This window comes from Kocuria rosea (assembly GCF_023715525.1).
Classification (GTDB): Bacteria; Actinomycetota; Actinomycetes; order Actinomycetales; family Micrococcaceae; genus Kocuria; species Kocuria rosea_A.
Genome location: NZ_JAMBOG010000005.1, coordinates 1 through 15,202, shown reverse-complemented (window position 1 = coordinate 15,202; position 15,202 = coordinate 1). Strand labels below are relative to the sequence as shown.

11 protein-coding genes are annotated in these 15,202 nt (G+C 70.8%); 6 read left to right on the top strand and 5 right to left on the bottom strand.

Annotated features, from left to right (window positions below; translation table 11 throughout):
• The first annotated feature begins 489 nt into the window (after positions 1–489).
• Both M3185_RS04695 and M3185_RS04685 read left to right on the top strand, forming a co-directional pair.
• Positions 490–741, top strand: coding sequence for a hypothetical protein (locus M3185_RS04695; RefSeq protein WP_251332697.1), 252 nt, complete (start codon positions 490–492; stop codon positions 739–741).
• A gap of 533 nt (positions 742–1,274) precedes the next feature.
• Complete coding sequence (locus M3185_RS04685; protein WP_251332516.1) at positions 1,275–2,453, top strand: PP2C family protein-serine/threonine phosphatase; 1,179 nt, start codon at positions 1,275–1,277, stop codon at positions 2,451–2,453.
• A gap of 183 nt (positions 2,454–2,636) precedes the next feature.
• Here the strand turns inward: M3185_RS04685 and opgC are convergent, their stop codons facing one another.
• From opgC to M3185_RS04670, 3 genes are all read right to left on the bottom strand, one after another.
• Positions 2,637–5,105, bottom strand: coding sequence for an OpgC domain-containing protein (gene opgC / locus M3185_RS04680; protein WP_251332515.1), 2,469 nt, complete (start codon positions 5,103–5,105; stop codon positions 2,637–2,639).
• 290 nt (positions 5,106–5,395) lie between these two features.
• A complete protein-coding gene (locus M3185_RS04675; protein ID WP_251332514.1) occupies positions 5,396–6,145 on the bottom strand; it encodes an alpha/beta hydrolase in 750 nt (249 codons plus the stop codon).
• 220 nt (positions 6,146–6,365) lie between these two features.
• Entirely contained in the window at positions 6,366–7,700 is a 1,335-nt protein-coding gene (locus M3185_RS04670) for an APC family permease (protein WP_251332513.1), read from the bottom strand.
• A gap of 532 nt (positions 7,701–8,232) precedes the next feature.
• On the opposite strand from M3185_RS04670, the gene M3185_RS04665 reads away from it, so the two are divergent.
• Positions 8,233–8,868 carry a hypothetical protein gene (locus M3185_RS04665; RefSeq protein WP_251332512.1) on the top strand — a complete coding sequence of 212 codons (636 nt, stop codon included), beginning with the start codon at positions 8,233–8,235 and terminating at the stop codon, positions 8,866–8,868.
• Between the two features lie 254 nt (positions 8,869–9,122).
• Here the strand turns inward: M3185_RS04665 and M3185_RS04660 are convergent, their stop codons facing one another.
• A complete protein-coding gene (locus M3185_RS04660) occupies positions 9,123–10,406 on the bottom strand; it encodes a hypothetical protein (protein WP_251332511.1) in 1,284 nt (427 codons plus the stop codon).
• Positions 10,407–10,921: 515 nt separating this feature from the next.
• The gene (locus M3185_RS04650) at positions 10,922–11,974 is read right to left on the bottom strand and encodes a zinc-dependent alcohol dehydrogenase family protein (protein WP_251332510.1); all 1,053 of its coding nucleotides are present in this window, start codon (positions 11,972–11,974) and stop codon (positions 10,922–10,924) included.
• 281 nt (positions 11,975–12,255) lie between these two features.
• Between M3185_RS04650 and M3185_RS04645 the strand changes: the two genes are divergently transcribed.
• From M3185_RS04645 to M3185_RS04635, 3 genes are all read left to right on the top strand, one after another.
• Entirely contained in the window at positions 12,256–12,696 is a 441-nt protein-coding gene (locus M3185_RS04645) for a hypothetical protein (RefSeq protein WP_251332509.1), read from the top strand.
• Between the two features lie 424 nt (positions 12,697–13,120).
• Complete coding sequence (locus M3185_RS04640) at positions 13,121–13,825, top strand: hypothetical protein (protein ID WP_251332508.1); 705 nt, start codon at positions 13,121–13,123, stop codon at positions 13,823–13,825.
• Positions 13,826–13,897: 72 nt separating this feature from the next.
• Positions 13,898–15,079 carry an LGFP repeat-containing protein gene (locus M3185_RS04635; protein ID WP_251332507.1) on the top strand — a complete coding sequence of 394 codons (1,182 nt, stop codon included), beginning with the start codon at positions 13,898–13,900 and terminating at the stop codon, positions 15,077–15,079.
• The last annotated feature ends 123 nt before the right edge of the window (positions 15,080–15,202 follow it).

Genomic DNA, 15,202 nt, shown 5'->3' with positions numbered 1-15,202 from the left:
CCTGTCGATCGGCGTGCCTCGAAGCCGGGGCAACCGCCATCGCCGGGCATCCCCGCACGCCCCTGCCCCGTCACAAGGTCGAGGAGCGCGCCCCTGTCGTCGTGTGATGGCCCAGGCAAAGGCATGGCCATCACGGCCTCATCGGGGCCGTGATTCCTCCACGACCGCGTCCACGGGGTGACACTGGGCCCACGGGACGGGGCGATGACGCCGCGCTTCCCGCGCCGTGTTATTGTCCGTGGTCACGGCCGCCGCCGTGCCCGCGTCCTCGAGGGCACCTGGTGCGCTGCCGGTGTGTCCTCGCCACGATCCCTGCCCGCCGGCCACCCCACCTGGCTCACCCCACCTGGCTCACCCCACCTGGCTCACCCCACCTGGCTCACCCCACCTGGCTCACCCCACCTGGCTCACCCCACCTGGCTCACCCCACCTGGCTCACCCCGGGGGGGGAGGTCCGCAGGGACCGGCAACTCGCAGCAAGGGTTCGTCATGCCCACGACCTCGCGCCGGGTCTCGGCGCTCGCCGCCGTCCTGATCACCGCCATCGTCCCGTCCGCGCAGGCTGGCCCGGCCGTGCCGGGCCAGGTGCCCTGGCCTCCGGCCGGCACCCGCGGCACCTGCGTGCCGTACCGCGGCACCGCCACCGCCGACGTCCAGCGATTGCCCGACTCCGCCCTGCTCGACGAGGTCGCCATCAACGGCACAGGGTTCGAAACCCACGCCCCCGACGGCACCAGGTGAGCTTCGACCGCCCCGGACCGGCGATCGTGGTGGGCAGCCCACGCGGTGGAGGCCCAGGAGCTCACCACCCACGTCTTCGACCTGTGCGAACCGCTCGACCCAGCCCCCCAGGGACCCGTGAGCGCACCCGCCCGACCACCTCGGCCCCAACGACGCGGGGAACCAAGAGCCCAGGCGCCCCAGGAGCCCCCACTGGGGGCCCCGGAACAGGCAACGACCCCACCGACGGGAAGCCGGCCGAGGAGCTTCTCCCAGGACCAGGCTTCTTGCCACTCGCACAGCCGGCGCCCTGCCCTGTGCCCGGACCCCCAGCCCGGGAGCGGGGCGGGTCCCGCCACCGGCAGCCGGTGTGGAGCACGAACAGAATCCTGTCCGGAGTGGCCCGATCCTCGATCCGAGGCCGTCCACCCGGTCCTCGAGGTGGCGGCTGGTGGTGGCACGGCACGGCGGGACGTGTGCAGTGGCTGGCTACGGTCAGGCTCACCGGGAGTCAGGGCGGCTCCGTGCTCGCGGGGGCCGGTAGCGTAGGGGCCATGACAGTGGATGCTGGGACCCCCGAGGAGGCAGCCCGGGTGCGCGCTCTGCACGCGCTGAACGTCCTCGACACCCCGAAGGAGGAGCGCTACGACCGGGTGGTGCGCATCGCCCAGCAGGTCTTCGGGGTGAAGGCCGCCGCGGTGAACCTCATCGACGCCGACCGGCAGTTCACCAAGGCCGAGACCGGGCTGGACGGGCTGGTCCACGCCGCCCGCACCGACTCGCTGTGCGCCCGCACCGTCGAGGCCGACGCCCCGCTGGTGGTGCCCGACGCGGTGGTCGAGGCGCGGTTCGCCGGCAGCGCCTTCATCGCCGGACCGGACCCGGTGCGCTTCTACGCCGGGCACCCGCTGCACGCCCCCGGCGGGGAGCCGGTGGGCTCGCTGTGCCTGGTCGATGACCGTCCCAGGGAGCTGGACGCGCGGGAGCGTCGCCTGCTGGCCGAGATGGCCGGGTGGGTCGAGCGCGAGCTCGCCGCCCAGGACGAGATGGACCGCGCCGCCCAGGTCCAGCAGATGCTCATGCCCCGCACCGGGCTGCTCACCGCCCGCATCGAAGCCGCTGGGCGCTGTCTGCCGGCGAGATCCCTGGGCGGGGACTTCTACGACTGGATGGTGCTGGGCGAGGACCTGCAGGTCATGGTGGCCGATGTGATGGGCAAGGGGATCCCGGCGGCCCTGCTGGCGGCCTCGGCCCGGGCGGTGCTGCGCGGGACCTTCCAGTACAACGCCGCCCCGGAGGCGATGGCGCGTGCGGCCGGGGCGCTGACGCCGCTGCTGGAGGAGGCCGGGGCGTTCGTCACCGCGTTCATCGCCCGGCTCGACACCTCGACCGGGGTGCTGGAGTACATCGACGCCGGGCACGGCCTGGCGCTGATCCTCAGCCCCGACGGCGCCTCGCGGCGGCTGTCCAACTCGGGGCCGGCGGTGGGCCTGGTCGCGGGGTGGACCTGGGAGATCCACACCGACACCTTGGAGCCGGGGCAGACGCTGCTGGTGGTCTCCGACGGGTTCCTGGACTTCTTCGACGACCTCGAGCAGGCCCTGGCCACCGCTGCCGCACTGAACACCGTGGCCGCCACCGCCGAGGAGCTCGTGAGGCTGTGCAGCGACTACGCCGACTCCCCGGAAGCCGACGACGACACCACCGTCCTGGCGCTGCGCCGCCTCGCCTAGTCCGGTCAGCACTCTCCGGCCCGCCCTGGGTAGTCTGGCCCCGATGGTTCTGCCGGCCGGAGCTCCCGAAAGTCCATGCCCCGGTGTGGCGCCGATCGGGGTCGGCGCAGCGCTGCCCCCACGGGAACCGCTCGGGGGCTGACCACGGAGCGGGGAAGGACCGGAGCGTCTCGGGCGTGACGCTCACCGGGGAACGATGCGGAACAGGAACCTCTTCTTCACCATGACCCACAGCAGGCCCAGGACCACGACGTAGGCGGCGGTGTTGAGCCACAGGTTCCCCTGCTGCAGCGCGGGGATGTTGGCCGCGACCAGAATCAGGAACACGTGAAGGATGAACACGTACAAGGTGGCCTGGCCCAGGGGGATGAGGAACCAGCCCAGGGCCCTCTCCAGGGGTCTCCAATAGGCGCTGAGCAGGGCGTAGCCGGCGATGACCACCAGCAGCACATTGAGCAGCCGACCGGGTCCGAGAAAGGTGCGCTCGAAGAAGCCGTCGTAGACGGTGCGGAAGGTGGTTTCCGGGAGCAGCGCCAGGCGGACGTCGTAGGCGTTGGTGAAGTAGGGGCTGGACCAGGAGAAGACGGCGAGAGCCACGGCCCCCAGCACGCACGCCACCAGCAGCACCCGCCGCGACCGCGCGGCGAACCAGGTCACGATCGGGGCGCGGTAGTAGCCGGCGACCATGCCCAGCACGAACAGCACCTGCCACACCAGCAGCGGGAAGGAGTCCTCGAACTGAGACGGCAGCAGCCGCCAGCGCGTCGTCGTGCCGAGCCCGTAGAGGCCCAGGCTGATCACCAGGACCAGCCACGCCCGGCCGCGGGAGAGCGCCATCAGCACCAGGGGGCTCAACGCCAGCAGGATCACGTACAGGCCCATGACGTTGAACTGCCACGGTCCGATCTGCAGCAAGAAGATCGAGGGGATCAGGTGGGCGGGCACGGGGTACTGGGTCAGCCCCTCCATCCCGGCGTAGAGGTCGTAGGTCGTCCCGGCCGCCCCCGTCCCTGCGCCACCGGTGCCCTGGTCGGTGAACGTGGTGACGGCCGTGGCGTCGAGGAACGGCAGCCGGCTCAGCGCGTAGACGAGCAGCACCACGGCCAGGGCGGTGACGTAGAGCTTCCAGGCGCGCTTGCTGGTGCGGTCCACCACATCCCCCAGCTGGTCCTTCACCCGGGGCCCGTAGACGAGGCCCAGGACGGCCCCGGAGAGGAACACGAACAGCTCCGCTCCCGAGACCACCCCGACGGTCTCCTGGGTGAGCAGCTGGAACAGCGAGGCGAGGCCGACGTGGTTGATCACGACGAAGACGATGGCCACCCCGCGCAGCATGTCGATCCGGGCGTCCCGGGAGGTGGCGCCCGCATAGGCCCAGGCTCGGACGGGTCGTAGCAGGGGCAGGAGACACAGCAGCAGTGCCGCGACCAGCGCGGTCGCAGCCACCGACCAGGCCGCGGGACCAGCCAGAGTGGTGCCCGTGGCCGCCGGCGCCGCGCCTTCCAGGGTCGAGCGCTCGATCACCGGGCCGGTCGCCAGCCCGGAGCTCTCGATCCGGCCGGCGAAGGCGGCGGCGAGGTCCGGATCGGTGGTGGCCCGCCAGTCCACCGCCCCGGCATCACGCTGCTCGACGGTCTCGTTCCACACCACCGCCCCGATCCGGCCGTACTCCGGGGCCGAGGTAGCGCCGAGCACCTGGTTCCACCAGCCGCTCTTGACCTCGAGCTCGGAGGGGCCTTCCGCCTCGGGGCTGTAGAAGGCGGCCGTCTCGACCATCAGGGGCTTGTCGTGGCCGGCCGCGTAGGCGGCGTAGAAGTCCTCCTCGACGGGCGGGCCGGTGGCCCGGGCCGGGCCCAGCAGCGCGACGAACGCCCCCGGCTCCGGAATCGCGTTGCGCACGGAGGCCCCGTCGGTCTCGTCGTGGTAGGCGGTCAGTCCCACCCAGTCCACGACGTCGTCGCCGGGGTAGTAGGGGCGGTAGGCGTCGTCGTCGACGTTCCACACCCCGTCCCCGGTGGTGTCCAGGGCTCCCAGGGCCCCGCCCTCCGGGGTGGTGGTGGAGGGGTCCCGGAACGGGTAGTCCTCGGCGGCCGTGGGCGACCAGACCATCACCGGATTCCCCAGTTCGGCGTCCATCGCCTTCGCCACGGCGCGGAAGGCGTCGCGGTACGCCTCGGGCTGCTGCCCCCAGGGCACCCAGGGTGCGTTCATCTGCGGGGCGAACCGGACGAACACGGTGCCCTCGTACCCCTCGGCGACGTCGCCCACCTGCGCGGCCAGGGCCGCGGCCGCCGCATCGTCCACGTACTCCAGGGCCACCTCGGGCTGGACGGTGAGCAGGGCGTGGGCGCCCTGGGAGGCGACCTGGCCGAAGTAGTCGCGCAGATAACCCTGTTCCTGCTCACCCAGGGGCAGCGGCACCGGCCGGCCGTAGACGGCGGCCGGTGCACCCAGGCGATCGGCGTAAGCCGTGGTCGAGTCCGTGGCCCAGTCCAGCAGCGCCCCCAGGTACGGCCCCTGAGGCCCGGGCGAGGAGGTGGCGTCCTGGACCGCACGGGCCGGCCCGGCGTGGAGAAGGCTCAGCGCGCACACCAGCAGCACGAGGGCTGCGACGACAGGCGTCCCCGGGAGTCGTCGAACGGTGGAACCCATGCTGCCCCCAGTCATGGTCAGGAAAAGATCGCCCCCATCGTGGCCGGGGACATCCGGGGGCGACCCACCGTGGGATCGTCCGCCAAGGGGTGTCCCCGGCAGTGAAGAAGATCATACTGCTGACGAAAACGGGCCCGTTGTCCCCTGGGCTCGGTGCCCATGGGGCGGGGCACCTTCGTCCGAGGACACCGGGGGACGGCGGTGTCCTCGGGGCACGTTCTCGCCACCCATCCTCGGGTGCGAGAGTGGTCGGGACGTGCCGGCTGATCAGGACAGGGCGTGCAGCGCGTTCATGGGCTCGCCACGGAACGTGCAGCAGGTCCTGTGAGCCACCCCAGTGCGGACAACCAAGATGCGCACAGTACCGGCCAGGCTTCCGGTTCTCCGGTGCCCTGGGCGAGTCCGAGGCCGTGCGGTCCTGACGGGAAGACGTGCAGGGCGTGGGGTATCCCCTTCGTTGCCAGGGCCTGAGCCAGGAGATAGGAGTGCTGCACCGGCACCGAGGGGTCGTCGGCGGTGTGCCAGATGAAGAAGGGCGGAGCCGTCACGGTCACCAGGTGGTTCAGCGACGTTGCGACCCGCGCCTCGGCCTGCGGAGCGGCGCCCAGCAACTCCCGTTGGGTGCCCTGATGGGTGTCGAGTTCCATGGACACCACCGGGTAGCACAGGATTGCGGCGTCGACCCTCTCGGGGGCCGACGGTGAGGCGGTCACGGCGGCATGGCCGGCCAGGTGCCCACCGGCGGACGAGCCCAGCAGGGCGATCTGCTCGGCGCCGCCTTCCCTGATCCGGCGGATCTCGGCCCGCACGGCCTCCAGCGGAGCGGGGTGCACGGCGCCCACCGGATAGCGGAACACGCTCGCTGAGAGGCCGAGCCGGTCCAGCCACTCGGCGACGGGTTCCGCCTCGTTGTCCGCATGACCGGCGTATCCACCGCCGGGAAGGACGATGACGTGCCGGGCGGGACCCGTGCCGTCGGGAAGCGTGCCGCTGTGAGCGGACGAGGGCGCAGAGCTTCGCGGGGCCTGCTGTGAGTTCATCCCTTCAGCCTTTCAGGGGTTGTGCGGCTGTGGTCGGGGCAGAGGGCCCGCCCCGCAGGAACAGGAGTGAGCCGGTGGGCGAGGAGAGCTGTGAGCCGATCACGCCCCGTCCCACCGTACGACGCACCTTGCCGGGGACCACGGTGACGGTCGAGCCCGACGCGGACATCCGGACCGGCAACACCGGAGCGCATCGCCCTGAACGCTGTGCTGGGCGCCTCTACGGCGCGACCTGGCGCATCGGGGGTTTCCGACCGCCGGCCGCCCGGCCGGCGAGGTAGAGCACCAGCCCGATCGCCACGAGGATCCCGGCCCTCAGCCAGACGCCGGGTGCCTGCTGGCTCATCAGCAGCAGGCAGGAGGCCACGGCCAGGTACGGAACAGGGGTGAAGACCCGGAAGTGCTTGTGGCCGACGTCCTGGCGCCGCAGCACCAGCACGGCGATGTTGGTGCTCAGGAACACGAACAGCAGCAGCAGCACCACGGTTTCGGCCAGGACGGCCACCTCGCCGGTGATGGTGAGGACCATTGCGATGAGTGTGGTCGCCACGATCGCCACCCAGGGGGTGCGCCGGGCCGGCAGGACCCGGCCCAGCCCGGAGGGCAGCAGCCCCTGCTCGGCCATGCCGAAGGCCAGGCGGCTGGCCATGATCATGGTCAGCAGCGCGCCGTTGGCCACGGCGATCAGCGCGACGGCGCTGAACAGCCAGGGCGGGACGCCGAAGCCGGTGGCGGTGACGACATCGAGCAGGGGACTGCTGGAGCCGGCCAGGTCCTCGGCCGGCAGCGCAGCGGCAGAAGCCAGGCCGATGAGCAGATAGACGATCCCGGCGGTGGCCAGCGCACCGAAGAGCGCCTTGGGGTAGACCCGGGCCGGGTCGCGGACCTCCTCGGCGACGTTGGCCGAGACCTCGAATCCCACGAAGGAGTAGTAGGCCAGCAGGGAGGCCGCCAGCACGGCCGCGGCCGGGTTCGCCCCGTCCGGGAACTGGGAGATCTGCGCCGGGTTGCCATTGCCCTGCCCGACGAAGACCGCGACCAGGACGATGACCAGGAGCAGCCCGGAGACCTCGATCACCGTCATGACCACGTTGCTGCGCACCGACTCGGTGATCCCGCGGGCGTTGAGCACAGCGACAAGGGTGAGGAAGACCACGGCTGCGGCAACCGGCGGGACGCCCACGAACACGGAGAGGTAGTCGCCGCCGAAGGCCAGGGCCAGCCCGGCGGCGCTGGTGACGCCGGCGGCGAGCATGCAGAAGCCCACCAGGAAGGAGATGACCGGGCTGCGGTAGGCCCGTTGGGCGAACACGGCCGCACCACCGGCCTTGGGGTACTTGGTGACCAGTTCGGCGTAGGAACCCGCCGTCAGCAGGGCCAGCAGCAGCGCGAACACCAGCGGCACCCAGATCGCCCCGCCGACATCGGCGGCCACTGCTCCCACCAGCGCGTAGACGCCGGCCCCGAGAACATCACCGAGGATGAACAGATACAGCAGCTTGCCGGTGATGCCTTGTTTGAGCTTGGACTGGGGAACGGGGTCCGTGGATGACATTGCCGCAGTCTAGACCCTTCCGAGCAACCGCTCTCCGGCGGGAGGCCGCCGGAGCCGCACGACCGGGCGACCGTGCACCGGACCATCGACGAGGAACTCGCCCGCGATGTGGTGACGGAGGCACCGCGGGCGCGACACCGGGCGATCACCGACCGCCCGGTGGCCGGCGGGGCGGAGGGCACCGTGCTGGGGTCCACGGAGATTAAGTTGCTGGTGCGCGCGGAGGACAGCTCGATACCGGTGTCTCCCACTCCGCGCCTTCATCTGGAAGCTGCCGTGGACATGGCCCCCACCCGAACTGGCCACTTTCGCCGGTCTGCACCGTGGGTGCCACGGACCAGGGGCGGCAGTCGCCGCGGCTGCTTCAGGGCGCGTGTCCCGTGCTGCAGTAGCAGTTCGTGCGTGGGCCCGGCCCGGCGATGTCCTGCGGACTGGCTCGGGGGCCTGCTCGGGCACCGGCACGGATGCACCGGAATCGTGGTGGGCGGCCCCAGCACGTACGGTCGAAAGGATTCCCTGTCGGAAGTGCCTGGTGAGCGACGACGATCTTGCCCTGATCCCGTTGTCGTGCGGCATCGGTCTGTTCCCGGGCGTGTGCGTGCCGTTGACGCGCATGGCGGCTTCGGTCGGGGTCGCCCGCAACCGTGTCGCCGGCATCCGGACCCGGCACACCCAGGCCTCCGAGGCCGCCGGGATCGCCCGGCGCGCTGCGCCTTCCGCCGTCGTGGACCCCGTCCGTCCTCCCGGTGCGCAGGACACGGTGCAGGCGCGATGTCGTGGCTGCCGGCCCCGCGCGGGGTCCCGGCCCACGATGACGTCCTGCTTGTCGAGCACCGATTCCTGCCAGCATTCCACCCACGGTGGAGGAGAGGCGGCACAACTGATGGTGGGAACACAGGTTCCCGAGAAGCAGCAGCGCCTTCTGGCGGCGATCGCCTGGGCGTCCTTCGGGGTCTCCACCGCGCTGACGCTGGTGCTGCTCGATTGGCGGGGCGCTGGAGCGGCTAAGCCGCTGTGGGCGTTCGCGCTGCCCACGGCCAGCGGGATCGTGGGTGGCATCGCCGGCTTCCGCGCGCAGCAAGAGCTTCTGGGGGCCGTGGCTGTGGCTTTCGGTTCGCTCTGCGTTCCTGTGGCGATTTTCGTGGTCGGAGCGCTCCACGGGCCCTGAGCCCGTAACACGTGCCGCACGCGGCTGTTCGACGTCAGGGCGCGGTAAGCCGTCCAGGAACAGCACGCAGGACCAGCGGCCACGGTCGTGCACCTGATCCGGCGGCGGGGTCGCCGAGGTCTCACGGCTCACGACGAAGCACCGACCGCACGAAGGGCCTCGAACCACCCACCATTGGCGCACAGTGCAGACGGGATTCCATGGTGGTCGTTGTTCCTGTGGGCATGGGATGGAGCTGCCGCCCTTGAGGACGACTACTGATGCCGGGCTGCTGCCACGGCGGTCTGCGCTCTTTCCCTCCGGTGGAAGCGGGCGAGGAGCACCAGCCCGAGGAAGGCGGCCACCGTCAGGGCCCCCAGGCTGGTGTAGAAGACCTCGGGTCCGGTGGGGTAGTGGTCAACGGTGATGGTGTGTGCAGCCCCGGGGGCCGGGGCGTAGTGGCAGATCAGCGTGGGGGGAAAGGCGGTGGTGTCCGCGGTGACCATGCTGCTGCTGATGATGCTGGTGGGCACCGGCCAGTCGGTGGCGCAGGCGTAGCCGGGCCCATCCCGGACCCGGTAGCCGTAGAAGAGCTGGTTGATGCTCCAGACCAGCACAGCGACGGCGGCCAGGACGGCCGGAGGCCATGCCCATCCCCGACTCACCGGCGCCGGGAGCGCCAGGGGCGCTGGTGGCGCCAAGGGCGCTGCGGCGGGGAGCTGATTAGGTGCACTGGCGAGGTGGCGGGCCGTGAGGACCACGCGCAGCACGACCATGAGCAGGGCTGCGCTGATCATCCCCATCGCCCAGGAGGGGGCACGCACCGTGGCGGTCATCGCCCACACCGCCAGCCATCCCACGACCAGCAAGCAGGCGCCCAAGGCCAGGACCGGAGCCAGCCGGGAGACCGGCAGAGAGCTCCGGGCAGCGGAGGGGCCTTCTCCTGCGGCCGCACCGGTGGAGGGCGGGGAGGACCTGGTGGTGGTCCTTCCCTCCGTCCTCCACCGGTGCCGCAGGCGCAGGAGCAGCCCGCCCGAGAGCGTGAGGACCAGCGCGGTGAGGCAGGTGAAGAACAGCCACGGGCCCGCGGAGAAACGGTCCACCGAGATCATGGTCGCCGGATCTCCCGGCGCGGGGTAGTGGCACACCAACGACGGCGGCAGCACGGTCATCTGGGCCTGCGCGGGGGCATCGCTGGCACCGGGAGGCAGCGGCGAGGTCGTGCAGGTGTACTGGGCGCCCTCGTGGACCACAGCGATGAACAGCAGTTGGACGGACCCCAGGAGCACCACCGCCACCACGGAGGCGATGTCCAACCGGACCCCCGCATCACCGGGGTAGGACGACGCCGGCCTCGAGTTCGGCCGTGGGGTCGTGGTGGCCAGCCTCCGGGCTCCGGGCGCGAGGCCGGCCAGGGCGAGAGCGGAGGCGGCAGCGACCACCCATGATCCTCCCGAACCGGTCGCCACCGCGTTGGTGATCGAACCCAGCATCACGATCCCCGCCACGAAGAGCAGAGCCCCGGCCATCAGCAGGGCAAGCAACCGCAGGTTCGGCAAGAGAGGCTCCGATCATCGGGCGGGGGTCGAGGTGGAATCCTCCCACGACGAGCGTCCACGCCAGCACGACAGCTTCCCCTTTCCCCCAGTAGTGCATGCGGGGTCCGCTGCGGGCTTCGTCGGCTGATGCCGGACAGGCTGACCTCCACCGAACGACGGCGCAGCCGGGGAGCAGGGTTGCAGGTGCTGAACCCGGGTGGGGGTGACATGGACACAGCCACCCCCATGGGCTCGGCGGGCCACCCTCGATCGGCGGATCCGGGAGCTTCCACAAGCGGCGAACATCTGAGCCCGCTTCCTCGGGTGCGAGTCGTGATGCATGTCGTACCTGAGCGAGCTCTCCACCGGGCGGCTCGGACCGGCCTGACCACCCCGTCCACCTGCCAGTGTCCCGCACAAGCGGTTCCCGGTGCGCTGGAGGTCGGACTGACCGGCAGGGGCGGGTCCGCACTCCGGCGGTGTGCATGGTGAGCTGGGTGGTGCTACCGCGCATCTCGCGGACGAGGCCATGGCCGTCAATTCGCCCGGATGACCACCTTCACGGCCCGGTGCTCGGCGGCGTTGCCGAAAAGGTCATAGGCCTCCTCCATCTGGGACATCGTGAAGTGGTGCGTGGCCATCGCCTTCGCGTCGAGCCGCCCGGAGCGGACCATGTTGAGCAGGTTCCCCACGGTGCGGCAGTCGACCAGGCCCATGTTGATCCGCACGTTCGAGATCCACAGCTTGTCCAGGGGCAGCTCGACCGGTCTCCCGTGCACGCCGGCGTTGGCCACGGTGCCGTAGGGGCGAACGATGTCCAGGCAGGTCTGGAACGTCTGAGGCACCCCCACAGCCTCGATGGCCACGTCCACCCCCAGGCCGTCGGAGGACAGAGCCTTGATTTTCGCGACGGCGTCCGCGTCGCCGGCGTTGACCTTGTCGGTGGCGCCGAGCTCCAGCGCCTTGTCCATGCGGTTCTCGTCGAGGTCCACCGTGATCACCCGTCCCGCCCCGCAGAGGTTGGCGGTCATGACCGCGCCCAGGCCGACGGGGCCTGCGCCCACGACGGCTACCGTGTCGCCGGGCTTGGTATTGCCGTTGAGGATGCCGATCTCGAAGCCGGTAGGCAGGGCGTCGGTGAGGAACAAGACGTCCTCGTCGTCAAGCCCTTCGGGGACCCGGTGCACGGAGGTCTCCGCGAAGGGCACGCGCACGTACTCGGCTTGCGTGCCATCGATCAGATGACCGAAGACCCAGCCCACGCCCCCGAGGGTCAGGCAGTGAGAGGACTGGTTGTTCTTGCAGTAGGAGCACTTCCCGCAGTTGGTGATGGCGGGAATGATGATGCGGTCACCGACCTTCAGGCCGGTCACGGCGTCGCCGACCTCGGTGATGGTGCCGACCGCCTCGTGGCCGAGGATCCGGCCGTCGGTCACGGCCGGGACGTCGCCCTTGAGGATGTGCAGATCGGTGCCGCAGATGGTCGTCGTGTCGACCTTCGCAATGACATCGGTCGGGTCCTGGATGGTGGGTTCAGGGGCGTCCTCCCACGCCCTGTTCCCCGGTCCGTGATAGACGAGTGCCTTCATGGAGATCCTCCTCGATCGACGGACCAGCGGGCTGCCCGTCCGCTCCTCGTCATCGTAGGCAGATGACCCCCAGCGGCTACGGGATCACCAGTATGAGACGACCTTCACTCGGTGCACACGGCAACCCCCTCCGCTGGACAGAGGGCCCGGTGAGCAGCGCATCGCGCCGCAATGAACGTTCCCTCCAGCAGTTGCGGGCCGAGGTCCTGCCGCGCTTCCCCGGATATGGCGCGTACGGTGGAGTCGACCCAGCGAGGAGGCGGCAGCCGATGAGACGAGCCGTGAAGGCGCATCCCTGGAGCACCTATCTGGTGTTCCAGGCACTGACCGCCGTGCTGTCTCTGGCTTATGCCGGCGTGGGGTCGGTGGACAGCACTCGGGCGGACTGGCTGGCAATCTGGGCGATGCTCGCAGTGGTCGGTCTGGTGTGGACCCAGGTGGTGTGGGGGCCGTGCTGGGAAGCCGGGGGCGACTACGAACTGCCCACCACGGTGCGTATCGCGGTGATGACCCTGGGAGGCGGGGCGCTGTTGGTGCCGTGCTGGTTCCTGGACTTGGTCCACGACGGCGGATGGTTGTTCATCGGGATGCTGCTCGTCCCCTACGGGGGGTTCTGTGGCGCCGTGGGCGGCGCTGCCTTAGCCCTGCGTGATCGCAGTTGCTTGTCCACCCAGGGATCTCGTACCTGGCGACCAGAGGAACGGAAGAGATCCACCGGCTGAGCAGTGACGCGCTGTGCACTGGGTTGAGGGGGCTGCTCGCGCGCTGGGGGGACTGGGTCCCCCGGCTCAGAGGATCGTTGGTGCGGCGTGGACGTCTTGGTCTCGTCCGGGGCTGTGCAAGGTCTATGCGTTCCCCTTCGACGGAAGAGGACCCGAGGCACCCTCACCCGGCTCCCCCCGAGCCTCCGAGGAACCTGATGCGCTGAAGGTGCTGCTGAGCTCCGCGGCACCGCCCACCACTCGTTGCGCGCAGGCGGAGCAGGATCTGCAGCACATGGTCCTTGAGACCGCCGCCACCGGCGCGGGGCAGGAGTGGTGCGCCGTTTTCCTCGGGCGGCGATCGCGGGGGCCGCCCTGACCTTGGCCGTCGGCGGAGGAAGCCGAGGCCTACGCCCGCAGCGCTGACCTGATCGACGCCGCTGACATGGACGCCGCCCTTCAAGAAATCAGGTCGGGCACCTCCACGATCGTGCACGGGGACGGCACCAAGGAACTCCTGGCGCTGTGGGAGCACGCCGACATGCTCTTCCGCCCCCGCTACCGCGCGCTCGGGCTGATCGCGCTGCCCCACACGATGCTGGCCACCGTGATTCCGCTGGTGTTCCTGCCGCTGACCGTGGTGGTGGCCGGACTCGACCTTGCCGCCGGCAACTGGGTTCCCCTCCTCGCCGTCGCCGCCTTCGTCGCCGGGCTCCACGCGATCATCTGCGTCATCGCCCTGCGCATGGTCGGGGAGTCCTGGGCGCACCTGCTGGTGGTGCCCCTCTACCGGGTGACCTGCGAACCGCTGCGCGCCTACCTGCTCTGCGCCTCCCTGCTCCAGGCGCTGAAGGGCAAGCTGGTCGGCTGGTACCACCCCGCACGCACCAACACCGTCCCCGACCTCACTGCCCGCCAGGACCGGACCGCGCGCGGAGCGGATCTGACCCGGGAGACCGCAGGGGTGGGAATCCGATCACCTCCACACTCGCCCCGGGAATTCCTCCTGATCATCACCGGCCTGGTGAGTCAGTACGGCAGGCGGACCGAGTGCTCGTTCCCCCGATCCTGGCGCCAGCCCACGTCTGCGGCACCCTTGGTGGCTTGTCATACAGCGAAATGCACACACTCCTATTTGCAGCTGCCATAGGTTGAAGGGGCCGGCGGGACGGGCTGTCCCCGCAGGTCGACCCCATCCTCTGACCCCCCTGAAGAGGCCCCCTTGAAGCTGCTGCCCTCCGCCCTGCCCACCCGTGCCCTCGCCGCCGCCCTCCTGGCCGGCGGCCTCGCCGCCACTGCCGTGCCCGCCCACGCGGAACCCCCTGCCCCCGCCCCGGCCGCCGCGTCGCCCACCCCATCGGCCGGCACCGTTCTCGGTGCCGCCGCCGTCGGCACGGTCAGGACCGGCTTCATCACCGGCTACACGATCCACGACAACGACCCGGCCGGGTCCCGGGCCATCGCCTACTCCTCGGCGTGGGACGCCCGCACCGTCCACACCGAGGCCGGAGGCATCGGCACCTACACGGACCCCATCACCCTCGCCGCCCAGATCGGCGACTACGCCCCGGGCACCCGGTTCTACCTGCCCCACGTCAAGCGCTACTTCGTCCTGGAGGACACGTGCGCCTCCTGCGGGCAGAAGCCCGAGTGGATCGACATGTGGATCGGCGGTTCCCTCGCCGACTCCGCCCCCGCCACCACCCGGTGCGCCGAGGCCCTCACCGGCTACTTCGAGTTCGAGATCGACCCGCCGGCCGGGCGCCCGGTGGTCACCGGCCCGCTGTTCGACAGCGCGACCGACACCTGCTACGTCCCCACCGGCTCGGCCACCACGCCCGCACCCGCCCCGTCCACCGGCACGACCGTGGTCGACGGCTTCCCGGTCCGGGGCGCGATCCTCACGAAGTGGAAGGCCCTGGGGGCCACCGCCTGGGGGAGACCGATCGGCTCCCAGGCCGCCTCCGGCTACTCCTCCTCCTACCAGCGCTTCGCCGGTGCCGACGGGAGGACGAAAGCGATCTACTGGTCGGCCGCCACCGGCGCCCACGCCGTGGACTACGGCGGGGGCATCGGCCGGAAGTTCGCCGCCGGCGGCTACGCCCGGGCCTACGGCCCGCCGGCCACCGAGAAGCTCCGCCTGGCGGACGGGGGCTACGCCCAGGAGTTCCGCGCGAACAGCACCCGCACCCGGATCGTGTGGTCCTCGCCCACCGGGGCGCGAGCCGTGCGGCTCACGGGCGCCATCGGGGCGAAGTGGGTGGCCCTGGGCGCCCAGAACGGCCTGGGCTACCCCACCACCGACGAGCAGGCCACCGCCACCGGCCGGGTCCAGAAGTACACCCGCGGACGGATCGACTGGAACGCCACCACCAGGACCACCACCGTCGTCCGGTACAACTGATATGTAGGGGATTCTTGTCAAGAGGGCAGGGTGAGGCGCCGTCCGGAGTGATCCGGACGGCGCCTCTGTGTGGTCCTACCGGTGGTGACCGGGGAGCGTGTCGTAATTCGACGCGCGGTCATG

Coding starts and splice junctions, on each gene's coding strand:
- M3185_RS04695 (WP_251332697.1), top strand. CDS start 490: ATGCCCACGACCTCGCGCCGGGTCTCGGCGCTCGCCGCCGTCCTGATC.
- M3185_RS04685 (WP_251332516.1), top strand. CDS start 1,275: ATGACAGTGGATGCTGGGACCCCCGAGGAGGCAGCCCGGGTGCGCGCT.
- opgC (WP_251332515.1), bottom strand. CDS start 5,105: ATGGGTTCCACCGTTCGACGACTCCCGGGGACGCCTGTCGTCGCAGCC.
- M3185_RS04675 (WP_251332514.1), bottom strand. CDS start 6,145: ATGAACTCACAGCAGGCCCCGCGAAGCTCTGCGCCCTCGTCCGCTCAC.
- M3185_RS04670 (WP_251332513.1), bottom strand. CDS start 7,700: ATGTCATCCACGGACCCCGTTCCCCAGTCCAAGCTCAAACAAGGCATC.
- M3185_RS04650 (WP_251332510.1), bottom strand. CDS start 11,974: ATGAAGGCACTCGTCTATCACGGACCGGGGAACAGGGCGTGGGAGGAC.
- M3185_RS04640 (WP_251332508.1), top strand. CDS start 13,121: ATGGACGCCGCCCTTCAAGAAATCAGGTCGGGCACCTCCACGATCGTG.